Here is a 21,304-nt window from a genome sequence, read left to right as displayed (position 1 = left end):
AAACACTTCCTTACAAACCTGTCGCTCCCGCTCCAGCCAACTCCTGCTGAAGTTCGTCATGAATTTGACCGTTGGTAGCAAGCACGTTTCGTACGGCTAGCCTGTATGGATTTCCAGCCGTATCACTCACTTTACCGCCGGACTCTTGAATCAACAACGAGCCTGCAGCAACATCCCATGCACTGAGACCAATCTCCCAGAACCCGCTTAATCGTCCTGCTGCGACATAAGCCATATGCAGCGCTGCTGATCCACCCGAGCGAAGATTTCTGACTTTTGGCGCCAAAGCCAACGTCCCTTTAAGATTGATCGGGAGCGCGCCGTCACGGTCCGCAGGGAAGCCGGTTGCCACCAAGCTCTCGGATAGCTTGCTATCGAGCGAAACAGCGGTCTTATTGCCGTGCATATAGGCGCCTTTCCCTTTTTCAGCGACGAAAAGCTCGTCACGCGAAGGGTCATAGACGACACCTACAATAATTTCACCCTTATGTGCCAGCGCAATCGAAACGGAATAGAAAGGAAAGCCGTGAACAAAGTTCGTCGTCCCATCAATCGGATCCACGATCCAGAGATACTCCTCATCGCTCATTGCTTGAAGTGCTTTGGCCGAAGCCTCTGGTCCAGGCTCCACGCCTTCCTCACCAAGAATGGAGTGATCTGGGAAATGAGTCATAATCAAATTACGAATTAGCTTCTCCGAACCTTTATCCACCTCTGTGACCAAATCTTGAGAGGAGTACTTCGTATCCACACGATTAATGTCTCCCAGCTTGCTCTTAATCCATTGCCCAGCCTTAGCTGCCGTATTAATGGCCACCGCTGTAAAGCTCTTACTGCCCACCACGAAAGGCTCCACCTTACTATCAACCATTTATATCAACTCTTTCTTTTTCATTAATTTAATTGGTAATTCCAGTATAGTAAATTATACGTTTTAAATACTAGTGCGTTTCATCCCAAAATATTCGTATAATTTTACATTTTAACAAGAATCAGCCTGTTTTTTGCATAAAAAAACCGTATCACCCATAAGGCAATACGGAATTTCTTAGTATGCTGGTTTAAATGCCAACGATATGATATCCACCGTCTACATAGATAACTTCACCCGTGATACCGCGGGAAAGGTTACTCATCAAGAACATCGCTGTGTCGCCTACTTCGGCTGTATCCGTTGTTTTGCGCAGCGGCGCTTTCTCTTCCACTTGGCGCAGGATGGAGTTGAAGTCTTTGATGCCTTTGGCAGCCAAGGTACGGATCGGGCCAGCGGAGATACCGTTGACGCGAATGCCGAATTGACCGAGGTCATTCGCCAGATAGCGCACGCTAGCTTCCAGCGCTGCTTTGGCAACACCCATGACGTTGTAGTTCTTCATCGCGCGCTCAGCGCCGAGGTAGGTCATCGTCATAATGCTGCCGCCCTCTGTCATCAGCGGGTAAATCCGTTTCGATACCGCTACAAGGGAGTAAGCGCTGATGTCATGCGCTAATGCGAAACCATCACGCGATGTGTCAACGAATAGCCCGTCCAGCTCTTCGGTTTTAGCAAAAGCAATACTATGTACGAGACCGTGAAGCACACCGAACTTCTCTTTGAGTGTAGATGCAAGTGTTTCGATCTCAGCATCTACAGTTACATTGCAAGGCATCAGGGTTGAGCCTGGAATCGTATCTGCGAGCTTGCGAACGCGTTCCTCAACACGCTCATTTTCAAACGTAAAAACAAGATTGGCTCCTTGTGCCGCTAAGGATTGAGCAATAGCCCAAGCGATGCTGCGGTCGTTGGCAACACCCATTACAAGTATATTTTTTCCGGTTAACAATTGACTCATGTATTAAGAAGCCCCTCTCACAATGGATTGTGCGTCGTTCATTCCCACTCTCCAAAGTACCCCATTTTGTCCAACAATTCAAGAATTAAATCTGAACGGTTATAGCTGGATGGAGGCTTGATCGAGAACCGAAACTCCCTCTTGCATTTTGAGGTCTCCCATTAGGCGAAATAACGCTTCATCCTTCATCTTTGCCTCAATCATGATATCGAGATTTGGTGTGGTTGGAGCTATCGCACGTAAGAATGCCAAAAGAGGTCCTACCTTCACGTAATCAGCATGACTTCTTAGATCCGTTTCACTTTTTGGACTTGAAACGTGGATTTTCGGTGGGAGGACATTTGCAGCCTGTTCCGACTGCTCACTCTCCTGTCTCGACCACGTTTGTCGGATCCGCGGCCACAGATCTGCCGCATCCTCCCCGTTGTTATTGACCGCATGATGATGAATATCGAGCACCATAGGCGCTCCTACTTTTTCTGCAATATCAAGTGTCTCTTGCGCTGTAAAGGTTTTATCATCATTCTCAAGTGTGATCCTCCTCTGAATTTCAGGGCGCAGCGCGGAAAAATTCTGAATAAATCGCTTAGCCGCCTTCTCTTTATCGCCGTAGGAACCACCTATATGAATTGTGCACATGGCTTCCATACCCAGCCCCATCGCGTTAAGCATAGCCGTATGCCGCTCTAGATCCTCCACTGATTTCTGCAGAACATCTTCCTTTGGCGTACTCAGGACGGTGAAATGATCTGGATGAAAGCTTACGCGCATGCCATTCTGCTTAGCGTAGCTGCCAAGCTCTTGGAATTCCGCAGAAAGCGTGGCAATGGGGTCCCAGTCACCTAACATTTCATGTCCAATGAGAGGGATCAGCCTGGAGGAAAAACGAAACACCATGATGTCATGCGCACGGTTGTGCCTTAGCAATCTAAGCGTATTATGCAAATTTTCGGCGCCAAGTCGCTCTAGCTTCCGAATGGCCGCGTCTCGATCCAAAAGCTTACTGAAGTTCGTGACTGTCATCGTTTTGGAAGGAGAAGCGTTCTTGACTACCGTCGACATAGCCACATACCCAAGGCGAATAATCATGCAAGGTTAACCTCCAAGAAGAGTATGCAAGGATAAACGGCTTACATCGTCCTGTTGGACGAATGCATTTGTTATGGTTGATGAAAAAATTCCTTTCATAGGGTACCCTCTGGAGCAGCTGCACATACACAACTCAACTAATTAGGATGAGATGGATGCTATGATTTTGAAGCTTATAAAAGACGAAATCGCCAGTGGCAGCAGGCTTAACGCTAACATACCGAACTTGGTGCCTCGATCTTCTTTTCGTAAACACATGTAGTTTCCGATAAACCAAACCAACAAGTAGACGCAAAGCACCCCCGCCGCCATATACCGATCTTGCATCGATGGAGGCGACATAAAGCCATAAAACCCAAAAATCATATAAATAAGTACATATGGAGTAGGTATACCTAACCCAATATTGAAAAGCCAATAGGCAATAAACTTTCTGTCCGTCAAGAATTTTTGTCTCATCCTTTTCACGCTCCAATCTGAATATCTATAGGTACATTGTAGTTCTTCAAGCTAGATAGAATAAGTACTAAGTTCTTGTAGTACCTATGGTGATAGCGGCTTTTGCATGGTGGTCTTATTACATTCGCGCATACTTTAGTGATGTAAATCATCCTTACGGAACGGAAAACAACAATATCGATCAGTCGAGCCCCGCACTCACAAAGTTGAGATAAACCTCTGTATGAAGTATTCAAAAAAAGACACCGTCCGTATCGGACGATGTCTTCTATATACGCTATGCTTGTTCACCAAAAAACATCTCATAAGCAAGTGAGGTCTGAATCCGTGACTCTTCTTCCGTCAGACGGCGAATGAGCTCCATCTCCACTTGCGTCACTTCATCACCTTGGAAATTAATTTCCGCGATAGAGGCAACGATTCGGACAATGGCAATTGCCTGATTCTCAGGTGTGTAAGCAATGACCTTCTGACCGGTCGGGAAGACGCGGAAGCCGCTCTTCACCATTTTGCCGCGGCCGTACTCTAGTAGCTCATACAGCTCCTGTGCGGACTTAAACTTACAGACTGAATTGAACTCTGTTTGAAATCCCATATGCATCTACTCCACATCAAAAGAATATTGGATATTCTGCTTCGCTGTATGCCGTTCGATAGCGAGACGAATAAGATCGTCGAGCAGCTCTTTGTAGGGTTTACCTGTTTCTTTCCATAGCAGCGGGTACATACTGAATGGTGTAAAGCCTGGCATTGTATTGATTTCATTGATATAGATCTTCTGATCGGTTTTGCCTAAGAAAAAATCAACACGCGATAAGCCGCTGCCATCCACTGCAAGGAATGCTTGAAGCGCCAGCTGTCTGATCTGTTCGGACGTTTCTTCGGGGATGTCCGCAGGTATAACCATTGCTGATTTGCCATCCATATATTTTGCTTTGTAATCGTAAAATTCGTTCGAGGACACGATTTCACCAGCAACAGAAGCAATAGGTTCATCATTGCCCAAAACGGCTACTTCAATCTCGCGGGCATCGATATTCTCTTCAATAATGACTTTGCGATCATATTGGAAAGCGAAATTGACCGCTTTAATTAATTCTTCTTGATTTCTTGCTTTGGAAATACCAACACTGGAGCCAAGATTAGCCGGCTTCACGAAGCATGGATATCCGATAGCCGTTTCAAGTTCTATCAAGTGATATGCACGGTTCTTTTCCCACTCGGTACGAGTGAAATGGCGGAAAACACACTGTGGAAGCCCTTCTTGTGCAAATACCTTTTTCATCATGACTTTATCCATCCCGACAGCAGATGCAAGCACGCCTGCGCCTACGTATGGAATGTTCGCCATTTCAAGTAATCCTTGAATGGTCCCATCTTCGCCGAAAGTACCATGTAACAGCGGGAAAATAACGTCTAAGCCTGTGTCCTTCGTGCCAGCTGTATTCGTTGCAGCTATGGCTACATCGCCCTTTGTCTGAATGGCCCCAAATATGGGTGCCAAAGCATTGGAAGCAGGTGCGGCTGCAGCGGTTTCTCCACTGCTAAAAGTCAATACTTCCTTAGATTCAGCCGGACCTAATAGGGGGGCACCGCTTCTCCATTCACCTTTTTTGGATATATAAAACGGTGTGATCTCATATTTATTGAAGTCCACAGCTTTCATAACCGCCAAAGCTGTTTGCAGGGACACGTCATGTTCTCCGGATTTCCCCCCATAAATTAGTCCAATTCGTATTTTGCGGCTCATTACGTACCTCCGTTTAGTATTTGCGTTTACGCTTCCTATTACATTACATCAGCAACCCGAACGAAAGCGTACTTCGTTCTCTCTGTCCAAGCAGGTGAATCCTTATAAGCCCAATAGCGATTACGGCTATTATATGTATGCGCATTGACCAGCGGCATCCCGTTGGCATCTTTGCCTATCACAATCGTATTGTGCTGATAGCGGCCATCGCCATCCCAGTCGTAGCTAATTGCATCTCCCGGTTGAAGCTCTCGCGGATCATCTACCGCACGACCTTGCAGACCTTTGCGGCTATGTGATAGGAATGATTGAAGACTGTTGGCAACAGCCCAACTAAAGCTCCAAAGCTCTTGATTGCCTTTTTTGCCAGCATACCACCAGCCCAAATCCCTTTTCCCAGTATAGTCCATAGGAGCCCCGCCTGCAAAGAGGCACTGCGATACAAAATTCGTACAATCGACTTCAAATTCCTCGTATTTGGGATTCGGGGTTTGCCACCAAGTTTCTGCATAATGGACCGCTTTGGCGCGATTATAAATGATTTTGCGAGGAGCTGATTCCTGAGCACCGCTGTTGAGTATACTATGATTGATATAAGGAAGTGAGGGCGCTCTGCGGAGCCCATCCACAAAACCTTCATGGTCAGGCAAAAAGACGCCTCGCTGCTTGCTCGGAAGCGACTTTTCTCCATGGAGAGGTTCTGTGTACCGGACCTGCCAGCGGTTCGCTGTACTATCTATGAACACACGTTCAGGTTCAATACGTTCCTCAAGATGATCGATGGACCCAATCCGATAGTTTAGAAACCGATGTAATTGGATATCCGCGATAATCACTTGAGGTGATTCTTTGACACCAGTAAGACGCAGCTTTGTTTCTCCACGCAGCAATTTAGCATCACGGTCACGGTAACTGTTCAGGAGCCTACGTACCTTGACATCCTGTTTCCGTACATAAGCGCTGTCTGAGACATAAGCTTCCAAAGGTGCAGCAGAGCCATCGATCTCTGCCTGGTTCTTAGCGTGAACGTAGTTATAGAGCGCTGTTTTCCAGGACATCTTGGTATCCTCCTTAGGACGAGCCCGAATTGCTTTGAATTGATTCAATATATGACATTTTGACGGTAAAAATGATTGAAATTAATCTTTACTCATACACAGCGAAACGCTATACTTGATGTAGAGGGATTAATGAAATTGAGTTTCACTAGATGAAACCAATGGATAACATATTTTGAGGAGGAATTACCCATGTCCAACAAGGACTCTTTTTCTGTGCGTAAGCAGTTAACTGTGGGAACGAAATCGTTCCAGTATTACAGTCTTCCTGACTTTGAAAATCAAGGCCACGGAACTGTTAGCAATCTGCCTGTCTCCATTCGCGTTTTGCTCGAAGCCGCTATTCGTCAATTCGACGGTCGTGCCATCACAAGTGAACATGTTAAACAAATCGCTGGTTGGGCTGAAGGCCGCGATGAAAACAAAGAAATTCCTTTCATTCCTGCTCGTATCGTTCTTCAGGATTTCACAGGCGTACCCGTCGTTGTTGACCTTGCGGCTATGCGTGCGACGATGGCTCGTGAAGGCGGAGATCCAAAACGGATCAACCCACTCGTTCCTGTAGACCTTGTTATTGACCACTCTGTTATGGTCGATGCTTTCGGATCCCCGGATGCACTTGACTACAACATTAACCTAGAGTTCGAAAGAAACGAAGAGCGTTACCGTTTCCTACGTTGGGCACAAACGGCATTCGACAACTTCCGTGCTGTTCCACCTTCAACAGGTATCGTTCACCAAGTTAACTTGGAGTACCTGGCTTCCGTAGCAGCTACGAAAACGATCGATGGCGAAACTGTTGTTTACCCTGATTCCCTCGTAGGTACAGATTCCCACACGACAATGATCAACGGACTTGGTGTTGTAGGTTGGGGCGTAGGCGGTATTGAAGCTGAGGCTGGTATGCTTGGACAACCGCTTTACTTCGTAGCTCCGGACGTTGTTGGTTTCAAATTAACAGGCCACTTGGCAGAAGGCGCCACAGCAACTGACTTGGCTCTGACTGTTACACAAATTTTGCGTAAAAAAGGCGTTGTTGGTAAATTTGTTGAATTCTTCGGTCCTGGTCTAAGCAACATTTCTTTGGCTGACCGTGCAACTGTAGCGAACATGGCTCCTGAGTATGGCGCAACAATCGGTTTCTTCCCAGTCGACAACGAAACGTTGAACTACCTGAGAAGTACAGGTCGTGACGCAGATCAAATCGCACTCGTAGAAGCTTACTACAAAGCACAAGGCATGTTCCGTACAGACAGCACACCAGATCCTCAGTTCACTGATGTCATTGAACTTGATCTTGGCGCTGTAGTACCAAGCTTAGCTGGTCCTAAACGTCCGCAAGACCGTGTCGAGCTTACGAACATGAAGGAGTCTTTCAACTCCATCATCCGTACACCTATCGACAAAGGCGGCTATGGCCTTACCGATGAGAAAATCGAAGAAGTCGTTGATGTTGTTTATCCAAACGGCGAAACTGTCACAATGGGTACAGGCGCAGTTGTCATCGCGGCGATTACTTCCTGTACAAACACATCCAACCCAAGCGTTATGTTAGGTGCCGGACTTGTGGCGAAAAAAGCGGTAGCTCGCGGTTTGAGAAAACCAGCTTTCGTTAAGAGCTCATTGACACCAGGTTCCCTGGTTGTTACCGAGTACTTGATTAAAGCAGGCTTGCTTGAGCCTCTAGAAGCACTTGGCTTCCACGTTGCAGGCTACGGCTGCGCAACTTGTATTGGTAACTCTGGTCCGCTTCCAGAAGAAGTAAGCAAGGCCATCATCGACAACGATATGACTGTGGCTGCCGTTATTTCCGGTAACCGTAACTTCGAAGGCCGCGTACATGCTCAAGTGAAAGCAAATTACCTGGGATCACCTCCGCTTGTTGTTGCCTATGCACTTGCAGGAACAGTGAACATTGATTTGGCTAACGATCCAATCGGCTACGACCATAGCAATCAACCTGTCTACCTCAAAGATATTTGGCCTACAAACCAAGAGATTCAAGAAGCTCTTGACATAGCAATGAGCGCTGACATGTTCCGTGATAAATACAGCAACGTATTCCGTGCGAATGAGCGTTTCAACCAAATCGCAATTCCAGAAGGCGACCTGTACGAGTTCGACAACAAATCCACATACATTCAAGAGCCTCCGTTCTTCACGGATCTGGGTACGGTTCTGGATGATATCGCAGATATTCGCAATGCCAAAACATTAGCACTCTTGGAAGATTCCGTTACAACGGATCATATCTCCCCTGCCGGTAACATCAAAGTTGACAGCCCTGGAGGCCAATACCTGATTAACCATGGTGTGAAAAAAGAAGACTTCAACTCCTACGGTTCCCGTCGTGGTAACCACGAAGTGATGATGCGTGGAACGTTCGCGAACATCCGTATTCGTAACCAAGTGGCACCAGGAACAGAAGGCGGCGTAACAACTTACCTGCCAACTGGCGAAGTTGAATCCATCTACGATGCTTCTATGAAGTATCAAGCTGAAGGCCAAAACCTCGTAGTTATCGCGGGTAAAGAGTACGGAACTGGAAGCTCCCGTGACTGGGCGGCAAAAGGTACATTCCTACTTGGCGTTAAAGCCGTAATCGCGGAAAGCTTCGAGCGTATTCACCGCAGTAACCTTGTTGGTATGGGTGTTCTTCCACTTCAATTCCTTGAAGGAAATGGCTGGAAAACACTAGGTATCACAGGTCGCGAAACATTCGATATCACTGGTTTGAGCAACGATGTACAACCAGGTTCCACTGTAAAAGTAACAGCTACTCGTGAAGATGGTACAACTTTCGAGTTCAATGTACTTGTGCGTCTGGACAGCATGGTTGACGTAGATTACTACCGTAATGGTGGTATCCTGCAAACCGTTCTTCGTCAAATCATTTCTGAGAAAAACTAATACAGCATACAGCAAACACACACAAAACGCATTGCACACAGCAAAAGTCCGGGATTGCCTTATTGGCGGTCTCGGGCTTTTTATTTTTTACAAAAGATCAAATCAGCAAGTAATTTGAACCATATTTACAACCTAAATTCCCTTAGAGCACCAAGCGTTTGGTGTGGATTACCAAAAACTGCGGGTTGAGCCTCCCCTCCTCGGCACCTATACTAATAGAACGAAAGGGGAGATGAAGATGAAGTTGATAAAAAAACTCGTCCTTGTCGTGCTGTTAGCTTCAATGGGTCTAGGTTTTACCGTAAGCGAATGGAGCCAGCCGGCTTCTGCAGCAGGTACTTTGAAGCAAGGCAGTCAAAACGGTGATGTCTGGGACGCTCAGTTCCGACTCGAGACTTTAGGCTACTATCAACAAAATGCGGATGGCAGATATGGTCCGATTACAGCCGCTGCTGTTCGCAATTTTCAATATAATTATGGTCTAACCGTTGACGGCATCATTGGAGCGAACACATGGGAGGCTTTACGTAACTATTCGGTGAATCAAGCTGAATTGGATATGTTGGCGAAGGTGATTTACAGCGAGGCTCGCGGTGAATCCTATGAGGGACAAGTTGCCGTTGGGGCCGTTGTCATGAATCGTCTACAATCGAGTAAGTTCCCGACTACCATTCAAGGCATTATATTTGAGCCTGGGGCTTTTACCGCCGTTAGTGACGGCCAATACTGGTTGAAGCCCGATAAGACAGCCTACATGGCAGCGCAGGATGCTGTTCGGGGCTGGGATCCTACTAGGGGTTCCATCTATTATTTTAATCCTGATACAGCGACGAGCGCTTGGATTTGGTCACGTCCGCAGACTGTGCGGATTGGGAGTCATATTTTTGCGAAGTAATTAAAGAAGAAAAAGATGTATGAGAAGCAAACACAAACACCTCTACCGAAACCGCTCCATGTGAGCGACCTCGTGTAGAGGTGTTTTTACATTGATGTAAAATGTACATCAATTTCGCTTTAAATGTGGGGGTTAGATCAAGAGTTACAAGATCAGTCGCTGCCTGATTTAGTTGACTCCTCATACCAAGGATTCAAATGAACCAGCACCTCATCCACATCACTATGCGCTTCTTTGATCTTTTGTTTAATAAGGCGGCTAATGTCATGGCCTTCTTGGATGGTTAATTCACCCGAAACAGCAAGTCTGGCGTCCACTAGTATGTAATGACCGTGTTCACGGGCTCGTAGGCGATCGATTCGTTTGACCTCTGGTACAGTTCGGATCAATGCCGCGTATTGTTCAATGTACGCCGTACTTACACTGCGCTCCATAAGAATGTCGAAAGACTCGCTGCCCATTTCGTACGCCAATTTCAGCACTAAAAACGAGACAATGATACCAGCCACGGGGTCTCCATAAGCCAATATATTATAGTCGTAGTGATCCCCGATTAAAGCCAAACCTATGCCAATCGAAGCCGCAATGGAAGCATATACATCGGCCAAATGGTCATAAGCAGTGGCAATTAATCCTTTGCTATTGACCCTATTGCCGATACGTTTCGTGTAGACATAAAGAATCTGCTTCCAAACTAGCGAGATGATCGCCGCGATAAATGCAATAATATGCGCCTCTCCCGCTGGCTCAAATAAAGCATGAATAGAGTGGTAGCCCATGTAAATGGCTGCTCCACCTAAAATGATAGCGACAATGAAGGCTCCTAGTACCTCAGCTTTGCCATGCCCGTAAGGATGATCCACATCCGCTGGTTTGGAGGAAACGCGCATCGAGCTATAAGCAGTTGCGGTCGCAATGACATCTCCCGCGTTATGGATGCCGTCGGCGATAAGCACTTGGCTTTTGAAATTGAGGCCGACGATGATTTTGATGGCGGTCAGCACGATATTACTGGCAAGACTGATCCAGATCGCCAGCATAGAGGCTGTCTTATTCATCACTTGCCACTCCCTTTCCCTCTTCTAGTATGACCTCCTAGAAGCAAAGCATCCATCATCCTGACAACGGATGACGAGTAGGGCCGCGGCTTCGCGCCAGCACGAAGCCGCCTAAAAGGACGATGCGCTAGCGCAGCATCGTTCCCATACGCCGCGCCGCCTCCACAATGAGCGGCGCCTGCTCTTGCATCAGCTCCAGCGTGAGCCGGTTCGCTGGACCCGAGACCGCGAGGGCGGCCACGAGCCGGCCACCGCGGTCCAGAACTGGTGCGGACACAGCCGCCGCACCGGGTTCGCGCTCTTCGACGCTCGTGGCGAAGCCAGCGCGTCGGGTGTCGCTGAGCTGATGCAGGAATGCAGTCTGATCTAGCCCTGTCGGCCAATCGGCCGAGGCTAGAAGCTGCTCCTGCAGCCCTGGCTCAGCGAAGGCGACGAGCACCTTGCTCGAGGCGCCGACGTATAAGGGCATTCGTGCCCCGACTGGGGCAACGCGGCGAATGGCGTGGTTGCTCTGTACGGCTTGGACGCGTACGCGCACCAGTCCGTCCTGCACGTACAGCGAGATCGTCTCGCCGAGTTGATCGCGCAGCTGTTCCATTTCCGGCAGCAGAATGATGCCGGGGTCTCCCTCTTTGGAGAGGTTAGCGGACAACTCCCATAGCCGATAACCGAGTCTGTATTTTTCCGTCGAGCCATCTCGCATGATGAAGCCTTTGCCTTCTAGGGATGCCAGAAGGCGGTGCACCGTGCTTTTGTGAAGCTGGGCACGACTTGCTATTTCGGTCAGCGTCAATTCCGACGCCCCTGTAAAACAAAGCAAAATATCTAAAGCACGCTCTACAGCACGCACCGTCAGCTTGCCATCTTCCATCGCTTTACACCACTTTCATCCGTGTGAAAAAGTTTCACTATATGAAACTCAGTTATATTTAGTATAACGAAACTCTTTTAACCCGTAAAGGAGAGACTTCTGTCTTGACCAAAGATCCCTATAAGGAGAGACTTTGGTCTTGACCAAAGATCCCTATATATAGTCAAACATCTGTTTTCTCATTGTTACAGGACGATTACAAAGGGCTTACAATTAGCGCAATCTCATTGACTTGTAAGCGCATACAGAATAATATTAAGTTAATAGAATACTTATCTGAATATTTAAATAATTTATTCTCCCTTTAACCTCTAACCCGCAGAAGCATAATCTCACTAATTTTAATGGAGGGAGGGTACTACGATGTCAACAACATCTCTATCCCCTGGAACTGGTTCACTACAACCCACAATGGAGCAAGTGGTCACCCGACCGATTTTGCGCAAAAAAAGGCTGGTTTTTACCATCCTCATTTCATTTCTAATTCTATGCACTTCTTTACTTCTTGGTTTTCACGCCTATATTGCTTGGACACTGGCTCGGCCGCATATTGACCCGCTATATTCGGATCCGATGAGGGCCGTTGGTCTTCCTTACAACAATGTGACCTTCCCAAGTCTGAATGGTACGTCAAACCTAGACGGTTGGTTCATTCCTGGTAAGTCCGACAAAACTGTTATCTTCTCCCATGGTTACGGCGGTAATCGCGAAGAACTTTGGGTTCCCATTTACAACTTAGCCCGCGAACTTCATTTGCAAAACTACAATGTTCTCATGTTCGACTATGGCTATGTGCACCCTAACAGCAAACGAATTATGACTGGCGGCATTCAAGAATCGCAAGAGTTGCTTGGCGCCATCCATTATATCAAGCAGGAATCTACCGGTCCTATTTATATTTGGGGCTTCTCAATGGGAGCAGGAACAGCACTACAGACTGCTCTTCAAAGTGGCAACGATATTTCGGGGATGATTCTGGACAGCACTTTTTTGCTTAATCCAGACACACTCTATCATAATATGAAGCAAGTCGTTAACGTGCCTAAATTTCCATCTTTACCGCTTGTACGCTTATTCTTCCCTTTGCTCAATGGTGTAAGCTTGCAAGAAGTGCCTTACAACAAAGTAACCTCAACAGCTTATCCGATGCCGATTTTCTTCATCCATGGAACGGAAGATTACAAAGCACCCTATGGCCTGGTAGAAGATATGTTCAAGCAGCAAAAAGACTCAAAATCCAAGCTGTGGATCATCCCAAAAGCGCAGCATGAGCTGCTGTACCGAGCAGAGCCGAAATCGTATATGCGCCGAACGATGAATTTCCTTAACGGTATCACAACTATTCCAATGCAAGCTAACCTTGGTATTCCCTCCTCCCTATAAAATCGGCCCCTCGCGGGCCGATATTTTTTTGCGTCTAATTATACCGCGCCTACTCGCTTTCGCATCGTTTCACCCAACTAATCCATCTCATAAATCGAGCCGGATTTGCTTGCGAACAATTCGGCGTAGACTTTCTCCGCGTAGGCGTCGGTCATACCGGAAATGTAATCCGCGACGAAACGCGGCCAGCTCCAGATAGCATTACGGCGCTCGTAGCTATCTATCCAGTCGGGAGGCATGATCCACTGCCCCTTGTCCTTGTCGATGAAGCTGTCCCACAGGCGCTCGACGATGATCTCGCTGCGTTTTTGCAGACGCAGCACGCGAAAGTCTTTGATCAGCGTGACCCATGCAAGCTTCTTGAGGATTTCCATCGTTCGCAGCAGATTCATATCCTCGGCTCCGTCTTTCACGAGCGCAACCTTTTTCCAGCCTCGGTCAGGGTCATCCAGTATGTCCAGGCTACTTGCGAAAGAGCTCACCCAGCGTGCTTTCATCTCTCTGCGCGTACGCGATTCTTCCCCGTTACACTCTGAGAAAATTTGCTCCCATTGGTCCAGATAGTCTGACAGAACTTGCCTGACCATTTGCTCGATATTGACTTGCTCCCAGCCGAATTTATGCTTATTAGGATCATTTAATATTTCCATGACCACATGACGAATCAGTCTTTGATCCTCAAAAAAGGTTGCGTTCATTTGAATTTTACCAGCACGAATTCCATCTTCAATATCATGGGTGGAGTACGCAATATCGTCGCATAAATCCATCAATTGTGCTTCCAAGGTCGAAGTGCCCTCCGGCATGTTCCATTGCGAGCGCAGATCACGAATGATTTCCCACTCCGAGGCATAGACACCCTTAAGTCGGCCTTCTTCCTCAATCAAAAATGGATACTTATTAATTCCAAGAAGAACTGCAGCTGTAAGATCCAGGCCGCTTTCACTGCCTGCTCTTTTTTCGAGAAACATCAGGATACGGAAATTTTGGGCGTTGCCTTCATATTTTAAGCCATGATCCCTCATTAAAATATGATTCAGAACCTCTTCCCCTTTATGCCCGAAAGGCGGATGACCGAAGTCATGAGCGATCGACGCACACTCAACGACAGTAGGATCAATGATCAAGCCAGGGTGCTCTCTTTTACTCAAAAAAGGATTCGTCCGTTCTAAACGCTTCGCCACTTCTCTGGCAATTTGGGATACTTCGAGCGAATGTGTTAAACGTGTTCGATAGTAATCACCTGATCCTGCGCCGAACACCTGAGATTTACCCTGCAGCCGACGAAAGGTCGGAGATTGAATTAACCTCGCATAATCCCGCTCAAATTCATCCCGTTCTTCACTCAATTTAGAGGAACCGGCCTCACCTGGCCGATATTTTCGTATGTTGTTCATAAGCTTGCCTCCTCTAGTGCTGTTGCCGGACGCCCGGTATAGTTCGTAGTTTATTTGTTCAATTAGCCACTCCGTAAACCTCTTCATGTTTCCTATCAGTTTATGCTACTGCATGTACGATAGTCCCTTGGGGATCTTGAATTATGTGAGAAAACTTCCCTCGAGCATTCAAAGTTGAGCGACCGCGAGATAAACCTCTTCGAAAATTTTAAACTTACTTATGTGGTAAAATAATACTATATCGTCTACCTCGCAACAAGTCATGACGCGCTTCCTGAACAAAAAAAGGGATGCTGCACAAGACTATTGTCTCCATGCACATCCCTCTTACGCATTGCTTATTTCAACAAAGACAGAAATTCGGTACGAAGTGTTGAGTCCGTGCGGAAAGAACCGCGAACAGCCGAGGTAATCGTTTGACTTCCGTATTTCTTCACGCCTCTGGAGCACATGCACATATGTTCACCCTCCACGACAACCATGACACCGTGCGGCTTCAGCACATCATCTAGAATGTCGGCGATTTCTGAAGTAATCCGCTCCTGCACCTGCAGCTTACGAGTGATCACATCAACCAGACGAGCAAATTTGCTTAGCCCAGCCACTTTGCCGCTTGGTAAGTACCCTACATGCACTTTCCCGAAAAAGGGCGCCATATGATGCTCGCATTGACTGTAATAGATAATATCCTTAATAATAACTAACTCTTCGTGCTGTTCATCAAAAGTTACACCCATCACATCGCGCGGATTCGCCTCATAGCCCGAAAATATTTCTTCATACATACGGGTTACGCGAGCAGGTGTGTCTAATAAGCCTTCCCGATCTACATCTTCGCCAATCAGCCGTAAAATCTCTCGGACATGCTGTTCAATCAGCTCCCGATTCTCAGCAACTCTTGTATTTTTGTAGTCAATGGACGCCATCTTTATATATCACTCCTCTTTCTTATCCTCTACCCCATACAAACGGTCAAAACCTTGATACTGTCGCGCAGCGCTCTGGTGTCTTTGTGCGTTTTGGTGAGCAGCATCCCACCCTGCAGAAGGGATACGATCGGGGTCGCCAGCTCCACTGGGGTTAACCCCTGCAGCAGCAGCTCGCCTTGTCTCTTACCTTCCTGCAAACAGGATTCTACCTCAGCCTCCAACTCACTGAAAAAACGGCTCAACGGCTTACGCAGCTCCTCAGAGCTGTCACTCAGCTCCAAGGCCAGATTACCGAAGAAGCAGCCTCTGCGGCATTCATGCAACTCACAAAAGGCCAGCATGCGTTCAAACAATGCCAGTACCCGCTGTTTCGGTGATAATTGCGCATTACCTAAACTAGGCTCCATCACAGATTGCCGCATCTCCTGCACCTTGCGCTCAATAACTTTCAAACCCAGTTCTTCTTTACTTTTAAAATGGTAGTAAAAATTGCTCTTGCATACCCCGCTGCTCGTCAATATATCTTCCAGACCCGTTCCTTGAAAACCATGATCGTGAAATAAATCCATGGCAGCATCCATGATGCGGTCTTTGTTGCTAGCCATCGCTTGAGCCACCTCTGAATAGTACTGGTATGTCCTACTCTATATTAGGAAAGGCTCCTGCTGCCCACCGTTCGTACGGTTAAACAGCAGAGCCCTTTTGAAGGGTTATTCTAACCCTACGTCCTATTTCCACTTTTGGTTTTTCATCATTTGCTGTGCTTTGTTCAGCTGCTGCTTATTCATGTTGTAGCCCATTTGCTTCGCCATTTTTTGCAGCATTTCCGGATTGTTCTGCATGGATTCCAGCTGTCTTTTTAAATAGAATACGCCGATAAAGAACCCACCGACCAAGCCAACAATTAACGTGAGAATGGGAATCAGATAACTCCACATATTTATGCCTCCTGCATGTACAAATTGATATCGATTGCTTGCCTTATCATATCATTTCTGTTCATCTCTTTACAAATGACTATCCCTTTATTACAGAACCTGTTCGATGAAAATGGTCGTATGCTTGGCCAAATCAAATTCTTTGATATCTAGCTCTTTATCCATCGTATTTTGCTTCACGATTCGCACAATTGGACGGCTTGGCAGTCCTCTATGCTGTCCGACCACGACACCCGTCTCCCGATTGGACAAACGAACGGAAGCTCCCGTCGGATAGATCGAGACGATTTTCAGAAATTGGATCAAGACATCGCGATCAAGCTGGGTCTCCGCTACCGCCATCATATGCTCACAAGCCTCATGCGGCAGCATCCGGCGCCCTAAGGAGACATCAAAGAGCAGATTATCGTACCTATTCGCGACAGCCGTAATTTTCGCATAAATATGAATATCTTCACTCATAAGTCCTCTTGGAACCCCTTGGCCGTTAAGCGTTTCATGATGCTGGAAGGCTACATGGGCAATGAGCAGGCTGAATTCACGCTTGTTCTTCAGAAGCTCGAAGCCGCGCCAAGTATGATGCTTCTTCATGTCGGGCGATTCATCATCGCAAACAAGCTCCACCTTACCCACATCGTGCAGAAGCGCACCAATGGCTAGCTCCTTCAATTGGGTTCCATTGAATCCCATATTAATCCCAATGAGCACAGCCATCATACAGACATTCGTTGCATGAACATACATCTCGTTATCCTGTGTACGAATATCCGTCAACTGCACGAGGACATCCCTATTTTTCATAATCTCATCCAGCAGCGTATTAATCGAAATGCTCATAGCACGCGAATTAAATTCCTTACCCGACTGGATAGCCGCGAACGTTTGACCCATTTGCTGCATAACGATACGTTTGGTTTCATCCGAAAGGATTTCCGGAATTTCTACATCCTCTAGGTTCGGGTCTTTGATGTAAATCATTGTGACTCCGATTCGGTTAAGCGTGTTAATCATAAACACCGTTAATTGCACATCTTCTGAAAGCAAAACAGCTCCATTGCTGGCAAATATCGTTCGGCCCAAAAATTGACCCGGCTCAACGGAATCCAAATGCACATATTTCATAGGATTCACTCCACGTTTTATTTATTAGTAAATACCGTATTCGGGCTTTGTTCCAAATCGAGCAAGAGCACTTTAATGGGGAGACCTCCGCCGTAGCCAACAAGGTCGCCACTAGCGCCAATGATGCGATGACAAGGGATAATGACGGGAATTGGGTTTTTATTATTTGCTCCACCAACCGCTCGGACGGCTTTCGGTGAGCCTATAGCTTCTGCAATATGTTTATAGGACGCTGTCTCTCCATATGGAATAGAGAGCAGTGCTGTCCAGACTTGTTTCTGAAAATCAGTTCCCTGTAAATCCAGTTCACCCTCAAAGCTTAAACGTTCTCTTCTAAAATATTGCTCCAACTGCTGCACGATCGGTTCGAGTCGTGAAGCATTCTCTTGCAGTTCATGCCTGCCAAACCAGCGGTTAGCCCATTGCTGCAGCTTCTCTCGGTTCTGATCGTAGGTGCCGAAATCGACCTTGCAGAGCCCTTGTAAGGTCGATACAAGAACAAGAGGACCTATTGGAGAAGTTACCTCCGTATAGGAAAGTACGGTCGCAGCTTGTATCTGTTGCTGTGTCATATCTGCTCCTTCTCCCCCTTATTAGCTATAGAATGGCTTATAACGTCGAGCGCCTTCTCGATATCCTTCATAACAGCGGTTTCCTGCTCGGCTGCTCGAGCTTTATCAAGAGCAGCTGCCGCGTCTTCGCCGCCAATCCGCCCTAGCGCCCACGCTGCCGTAGCCCTGATCTCAGGGCGAGGATCCGTCAGCAGCAGCTCTCTAAGGACGGGTACAGCCGTCCTGTCCTTGAAATTCCCGAGCGCGATAATGGCATTGCGCTGGATCGGCTTCTTGCCTCTCCAGGACGCTGCAATGCGCCCGTACTGCTCCTTGAAATCCTTGTTCGACATAGTCAGCAAGGGGATTAATAGCGGCTTGACCTTCTCGGGGTCAGGCTCGAGCTCAGGATGATGCGTCCAGTTCATCCCCTTGTTCTTCGGACAGACGATCTGACAGGTGTCACAGCCATAGAGGCGGTTGCCGATTTTCAGCTTAAACTCGTCATCGACATAGCCCTTGGTCTGCGTGACGAAAGAGATGCAGCGGCTTGAATTCAGCTGCCCTGGACCGACTAGCGCTCCAGTGGGACAGGCATCGATGCAAATCGTGCAGTCCCCGCACTGATCCATAATAGATGTATCGGATGTAAACGGTATATTCGTGATCATTTCGCCCAAATAAACCCACGATCCCCACTCGGGGGTGATGACGGCGCAGTTTTTGCCGGTCCAACCGATCCCAGCCCGCTCGGCCACGGCGCGGTCGACCAGTGCACCGGTATCAACCATGCTTTGCAGTCTCGCATCAGGCACGCGCTGCGCGATAAAAGCCTCTAGCTTCGCGAGCCTATCGCGAAGCACGTCATGGTAGTCGCTCCCCCACGAGGAGCGCGAAATAATCCCCCGATAAGCCCCAGGCTCGGATCGGGGTGGGTTCGGCAGTTTCGACGGGTACGCAACAGCGATGGAAATGATCGACTGAGGAGCGTCGAAGCTTAAGCTTGGATGTACCCGCTTCTCGATATCCGGCTCCTCGAAGCCGGATTCAAACCCCTTCTCCCTATGGTGGAGAAGGATCTCTTTCAGTTCCGTGAACGGCTCTGCTGACGTGAAGCCGATCTTATCAATACCGAGGGACGACGCGGCTTCCACGATCTCTTGTTGAAGCTTGCGCCAATCCGCATCTGTTCCTGCTGCTATGGAAACCGCCAACCCTCTCACCTCTCTCTTCTTTCGCGTCCGTTAACTTTAAAGCTTCTTGGCCATTGCGAATGGCCACAGTACATATTCAGCTCGGCCTTGGATCAGACCCGTCGGAACATCCCCGAACCTGCGGCTGTCGCCACTTGCCGCCGCATGGCGGTTATCGCCCATCACGAAGACGTGACCTTGCCCGACGCGTGTCGGTCCAAAGTCTCCGTCCTCGATGAGCGTATCTGTATACGGCTCCTCCATCTTGTCGCCGTTTACATACAGAAAACCGGCTCGGCCCTGCACCTCGTCGCCAGCAATTGCGACAATCCTTTTAACCAAGAAAGGATGCGTCACTGTGACAAACTCCTCAGACTCTTTGAGAATGACAATCTCTCCGCGTTTGGGTGCCTTCACGTACGTAATGGCTTTGTTCACGAACAACCACTCCCCCTCCTGCAAGGTGGGCTGCATGGAGTGACCTCGAACCGTGGAGAGATTGAATCCGAATTGGTGTACGAGAATAACGACAAGAAGAGCTACAAGAATGGATTTCGTCCAATCCCATAGCTCATGGGTTAGGCTTTTAGCCTCATGATAGTTCTTAGGCTGAGAAGCTGCTTTATTCGATTCAGTGCGTCCTACAAAGAAGCTCATTTATGCTCCTCCGTTCTATACTTTTCCCACTGCTCGTAATAATACATAACCATATCATCTTGAAACGGCGGCTTGTCCGCGTTCACCAGCGCAAGTAAAGCTGCAAGACCTTCCTTCACCTTCGTTTCCACAAGAGAAGAATAGTGATAATTCAGTTTATGGCGTTCATATTCATCTTGATCTACGATATGCACGGAACGATCCGGCATTCGAATAACATCAAGGTCGTAGTCAATATAAGTCAGTACTTGCTGGGTCACATACAGGGGAGATGCGACATTGCAGTAATATCTAACACCTGTTTCTTCTATAAGCGCAACAATATTAAACCACATTTTGGGAATAAAAAAAGATACCCCTGGAATACGGCTAACCCACTCCTTGCCGTCAGCTTCCTGAATCTTGGTCTGGCTGTTAATAAACACCATCATTTCTTGCTGCTGGTGATCGGCATGGAGGATGTGCTGCGGTACTCGCCAATTCGTCAGCCACATCCGGTGAAGATGGCCATCATGTTTGAAGCTTTTTATCACATACGGCGCGAAATTATCCATGTCCAAAGCTCCTCTATTGGTAGCTGCCGAAAAGTTCCCATATTATATAGAAAAGCATATCTGACCCCCAATTGCAATGGCGGCACAGATATGCTTCCCTCGTTCCAAATCTATTCATTTCATGGATATCCGAACGATCAGTTAAACACTGACTTTCTTCACAATGCTGAGACGATGTGCGGTACGGGAAAAGTCCGATGTGCTGTAACCAGCAGACTCGTACACAGGCAGCACCATTTCATTATGAACATCCACCGTTACCATAATCTTCTTCACGTTCCGATGAAGGAACCTTTGCTTCATTGCTTCGATCAAAGCTTTACCGATACCTTTACGTTGATACTCTGTTGCAACTGCGATCCGATAGTAGTAGCCATTGTTGTTATCAATCGTACCGATAATCATGCCTACAACTTGCTCTTCTTCTTGAGCGATTAAAACAAGCTCTGTATCCCATGATAGTTGACGTGCGAAAGCTTCAATCGTTTCTTCATAGCAGGTTTCCGATAAAACATCCTGCAGAAGTGTCTTCACCGAAGAGGTATCACCAAGCTGAAATGAACGAACGTGCATACGGTTCTCTCCCAATTCCACTTTTATTTGTTAGGAATAATTTTTTGGTAAAGTAGTAAATACGACAAAAAAGTGCGGAATCCTG

The 21,304-nt window shown here is 47.4% G+C and carries 22 protein-coding genes; 3 read left to right on the top strand and 19 right to left on the bottom strand.

The annotated features are described in order from the left end of the window. Positions 1-10 precede the first annotated feature (10 nt). The 7 genes from QFZ78_RS25885 to QFZ78_RS25855 all read right to left on the bottom strand — a co-directional run bounded on the left by QFZ78_RS25885 (position 11) and on the right by QFZ78_RS25855 (position 6,188). Entirely contained in the window at positions 11-871 is an 861-nt protein-coding gene (locus QFZ78_RS25885) for an inositol monophosphatase family protein (protein WP_307551825.1), read from the bottom strand. Positions 872-1,061: 190 nt separating this feature from the next. After that, a complete protein-coding gene (gene fabI / locus QFZ78_RS25880) occupies positions 1,062-1,832 on the bottom strand; it encodes an enoyl-ACP reductase FabI (RefSeq protein WP_029194483.1) in 771 nt (256 codons plus the stop codon). A gap of 99 nt (positions 1,833-1,931) precedes the next feature. Then, positions 1,932-2,921, bottom strand: coding sequence for a UV DNA damage repair endonuclease UvsE (uvsE, locus tag QFZ78_RS25875; RefSeq protein ID WP_307551822.1), 990 nt, complete (start codon positions 2,919-2,921; stop codon positions 1,932-1,934). Between the two features lie 141 nt (positions 2,922-3,062). Continuing rightward, a complete protein-coding gene (locus QFZ78_RS25870; RefSeq protein WP_307551820.1) occupies positions 3,063-3,380 on the bottom strand; it encodes a hypothetical protein in 318 nt (105 codons plus the stop codon). Between the two features lie 277 nt (positions 3,381-3,657). Continuing rightward, positions 3,658-3,975 carry a hypothetical protein gene (locus tag QFZ78_RS25865; RefSeq protein ID WP_057303481.1) on the bottom strand — a complete coding sequence of 106 codons (318 nt, stop codon included), beginning with the start codon at positions 3,973-3,975 and terminating at the stop codon, positions 3,658-3,660. A gap of 6 nt (positions 3,976-3,981) precedes the next feature. Beyond that, the gene (locus QFZ78_RS25860) at positions 3,982-5,130 is read right to left on the bottom strand and encodes a D-alanine--D-alanine ligase (protein WP_307551819.1); all 1,149 of its coding nucleotides are present in this window, start codon (positions 5,128-5,130) and stop codon (positions 3,982-3,984) included. A 38-nt stretch (positions 5,131-5,168) separates the two neighbouring features. Further along, complete coding sequence (locus tag QFZ78_RS25855) at positions 5,169-6,188, bottom strand: amidase domain-containing protein (protein WP_307551817.1); 1,020 nt, start codon at positions 6,186-6,188, stop codon at positions 5,169-5,171. Between the two features lie 192 nt (positions 6,189-6,380). Between QFZ78_RS25855 and acnA the strand changes: the two genes are divergently transcribed. Then, positions 6,381-9,098 (top strand): aconitate hydratase AcnA, encoded by a 2,718-nt coding sequence (gene acnA / locus QFZ78_RS25850; RefSeq protein ID WP_307551814.1) that lies wholly within the window; start codon positions 6,381-6,383, stop codon positions 9,096-9,098. Positions 9,099-9,336: 238 nt separating this feature from the next. Beyond that, positions 9,337-9,993 (top strand): spore cortex-lytic enzyme, encoded by a 657-nt coding sequence (gene sleB, locus QFZ78_RS25845; protein ID WP_307551812.1) that lies wholly within the window; start codon positions 9,337-9,339, stop codon positions 9,991-9,993. A gap of 152 nt (positions 9,994-10,145) precedes the next feature. Here the strand turns inward: sleB and QFZ78_RS25840 are convergent, their stop codons facing one another. Together QFZ78_RS25840 and QFZ78_RS25835 are read right to left on the bottom strand one after the other, a co-directional pair. Then, the gene (locus QFZ78_RS25840; RefSeq protein WP_307551810.1) at positions 10,146-11,051 is read right to left on the bottom strand and encodes a cation diffusion facilitator family transporter; all 906 of its coding nucleotides are present in this window, start codon (positions 11,049-11,051) and stop codon (positions 10,146-10,148) included. Positions 11,052-11,178: 127 nt separating this feature from the next. Next, a complete protein-coding gene (locus QFZ78_RS25835) occupies positions 11,179-11,922 on the bottom strand; it encodes an IclR family transcriptional regulator (protein WP_307551807.1) in 744 nt (247 codons plus the stop codon). A gap of 363 nt (positions 11,923-12,285) precedes the next feature. Between QFZ78_RS25835 and QFZ78_RS25830 the strand changes: the two genes are divergently transcribed. After that, positions 12,286-13,305: an alpha/beta hydrolase gene (locus QFZ78_RS25830; RefSeq protein ID WP_307551804.1), complete on the top strand. Its 1,020-nt coding sequence runs from the start codon at positions 12,286-12,288 to the stop codon at positions 13,303-13,305. 77 nt (positions 13,306-13,382) lie between these two features. Here QFZ78_RS25830 and QFZ78_RS25825 read toward each other — a convergent pair whose 3' ends face one another. The 10 genes from QFZ78_RS25825 to QFZ78_RS25780 form a co-directional block, all read right to left on the bottom strand. Continuing rightward, positions 13,383-14,702 (bottom strand): deoxyguanosinetriphosphate triphosphohydrolase family protein, encoded by a 1,320-nt coding sequence (locus QFZ78_RS25825; RefSeq protein ID WP_307551802.1) that lies wholly within the window; start codon positions 14,700-14,702, stop codon positions 13,383-13,385. Between the two features lie 338 nt (positions 14,703-15,040). After that, positions 15,041-15,628 (bottom strand): GTP cyclohydrolase I FolE, encoded by a 588-nt coding sequence (gene folE, locus QFZ78_RS25820; RefSeq protein WP_307551800.1) that lies wholly within the window; start codon positions 15,626-15,628, stop codon positions 15,041-15,043. 29 nt (positions 15,629-15,657) lie between these two features. Next, a complete protein-coding gene (locus QFZ78_RS25815; protein WP_307551799.1) occupies positions 15,658-16,236 on the bottom strand; it encodes a TetR/AcrR family transcriptional regulator in 579 nt (192 codons plus the stop codon). Positions 16,237-16,359: 123 nt separating this feature from the next. After that, the gene (locus tag QFZ78_RS25810) at positions 16,360-16,569 is read right to left on the bottom strand and encodes a YneF family protein (RefSeq protein ID WP_036632513.1); all 210 of its coding nucleotides are present in this window, start codon (positions 16,567-16,569) and stop codon (positions 16,360-16,362) included. A gap of 90 nt (positions 16,570-16,659) precedes the next feature. Continuing rightward, positions 16,660-17,691, bottom strand: a complete 1,032-nt coding sequence (locus QFZ78_RS25805) for an HD-GYP domain-containing protein (RefSeq protein WP_307551797.1) — start codon at positions 17,689-17,691, stop codon at positions 16,660-16,662. A 17-nt stretch (positions 17,692-17,708) separates the two neighbouring features. Next, positions 17,709-18,263 (bottom strand): methylated-DNA--[protein]-cysteine S-methyltransferase, encoded by a 555-nt coding sequence (locus QFZ78_RS25800; protein WP_307551794.1) that lies wholly within the window; start codon positions 18,261-18,263, stop codon positions 17,709-17,711. Next, complete coding sequence (queG, locus tag QFZ78_RS25795; protein WP_307551792.1) at positions 18,260-19,456, bottom strand: tRNA epoxyqueuosine(34) reductase QueG; 1,197 nt, start codon at positions 19,454-19,456, stop codon at positions 18,260-18,262. Before queG ends, QFZ78_RS25800 begins: the two co-directional genes overlap by 4 nt. Positions 19,457-19,492: 36 nt before the next feature. Then, positions 19,493-20,092, bottom strand: coding sequence for a signal peptidase I (gene lepB / locus QFZ78_RS25790; RefSeq protein ID WP_307551791.1), 600 nt, complete (start codon positions 20,090-20,092; stop codon positions 19,493-19,495). Beyond that, entirely contained in the window at positions 20,089-20,646 is a 558-nt protein-coding gene (locus QFZ78_RS25785) for a DUF402 domain-containing protein (protein ID WP_307551790.1), read from the bottom strand. Before QFZ78_RS25785 ends, lepB begins: the two co-directional genes overlap by 4 nt. Positions 20,647-20,787: 141 nt before the next feature. Next, the gene (locus QFZ78_RS25780) at positions 20,788-21,219 is read right to left on the bottom strand and encodes a GNAT family N-acetyltransferase (protein ID WP_057303466.1); all 432 of its coding nucleotides are present in this window, start codon (positions 21,217-21,219) and stop codon (positions 20,788-20,790) included. Positions 21,220-21,304 lie beyond the last annotated feature (85 nt).

Origin of the sequence: Paenibacillus sp. V4I5, assembly GCF_030817255.1 — a bacterium.
In the GTDB taxonomy this organism is placed as follows: Bacteria; Bacillota; Bacilli; order Paenibacillales; family NBRC-103111; genus Paenibacillus_E.
Note: the sequence above shows the minus strand (reverse complement) of the source record. Positions and strands in the feature narration are given on the sequence as shown.

Bases quoted from the DNA above. Each gene is read 5' to 3' on its own strand.
- QFZ78_RS25870 (WP_307551820.1), bottom strand. From the start codon at position 3,380: ATGAGACAAAAATTCTTGACGGACAGAAAGTTTATTGCCTATTGGCTT.
- QFZ78_RS25785 (WP_307551790.1), bottom strand. From the start codon at position 20,646: ATGGATAATTTCGCGCCGTATGTGATAAAAAGCTTCAAACATGATGGC.
- fabI (WP_029194483.1), bottom strand. From the start codon at position 1,832: ATGAGTCAATTGTTAACCGGAAAAAATATACTTGTAATGGGTGTTGCC.
- uvsE (WP_307551822.1), bottom strand. From the start codon at position 2,921: ATGATTATTCGCCTTGGGTATGTGGCTATGTCGACGGTAGTCAAGAAC.
- QFZ78_RS25815 (WP_307551799.1), bottom strand. From the start codon at position 16,236: ATGGCTAGCAACAAAGACCGCATCATGGATGCTGCCATGGATTTATTT.
- QFZ78_RS25835 (WP_307551807.1), bottom strand. From the start codon at position 11,922: ATGGAAGATGGCAAGCTGACGGTGCGTGCTGTAGAGCGTGCTTTAGAT.
- QFZ78_RS25840 (WP_307551810.1), bottom strand. From the start codon at position 11,051: ATGAATAAGACAGCCTCTATGCTGGCGATCTGGATCAGTCTTGCCAGT.
- QFZ78_RS25800 (WP_307551794.1), bottom strand. From the start codon at position 18,263: ATGACACAGCAACAGATACAAGCTGCGACCGTACTTTCCTATACGGAG.
- acnA (WP_307551814.1), top strand. From the start codon at position 6,381: ATGTCCAACAAGGACTCTTTTTCTGTGCGTAAGCAGTTAACTGTGGGA.
- QFZ78_RS25865 (WP_057303481.1), bottom strand. From the start codon at position 3,975: ATGGGATTTCAAACAGAGTTCAATTCAGTCTGTAAGTTTAAGTCCGCA.
- QFZ78_RS25855 (WP_307551817.1), bottom strand. From the start codon at position 6,188: ATGTCCTGGAAAACAGCGCTCTATAACTACGTTCACGCTAAGAACCAG.
- QFZ78_RS25860 (WP_307551819.1), bottom strand. From the start codon at position 5,130: ATGAGCCGCAAAATACGAATTGGACTAATTTATGGGGGGAAATCCGGA.
- QFZ78_RS25780 (WP_057303466.1), bottom strand. From the start codon at position 21,219: ATGCACGTTCGTTCATTTCAGCTTGGTGATACCTCTTCGGTGAAGACA.
- QFZ78_RS25830 (WP_307551804.1), top strand. From the start codon at position 12,286: ATGTCAACAACATCTCTATCCCCTGGAACTGGTTCACTACAACCCACA.
- QFZ78_RS25805 (WP_307551797.1), bottom strand. From the start codon at position 17,691: ATGAAATATGTGCATTTGGATTCCGTTGAGCCGGGTCAATTTTTGGGC.
- QFZ78_RS25885 (WP_307551825.1), bottom strand. From the start codon at position 871: ATGGTTGATAGTAAGGTGGAGCCTTTCGTGGTGGGCAGTAAGAGCTTT.
- folE (WP_307551800.1), bottom strand. From the start codon at position 15,628: ATGGCGTCCATTGACTACAAAAATACAAGAGTTGCTGAGAATCGGGAG.
- lepB (WP_307551791.1), bottom strand. From the start codon at position 20,092: ATGAGCTTCTTTGTAGGACGCACTGAATCGAATAAAGCAGCTTCTCAG.
- QFZ78_RS25825 (WP_307551802.1), bottom strand. From the start codon at position 14,702: ATGAACAACATACGAAAATATCGGCCAGGTGAGGCCGGTTCCTCTAAA.
- sleB (WP_307551812.1), top strand. From the start codon at position 9,337: ATGAAGTTGATAAAAAAACTCGTCCTTGTCGTGCTGTTAGCTTCAATG.
- QFZ78_RS25810 (WP_036632513.1), bottom strand. From the start codon at position 16,569: ATGTGGAGTTATCTGATTCCCATTCTCACGTTAATTGTTGGCTTGGTC.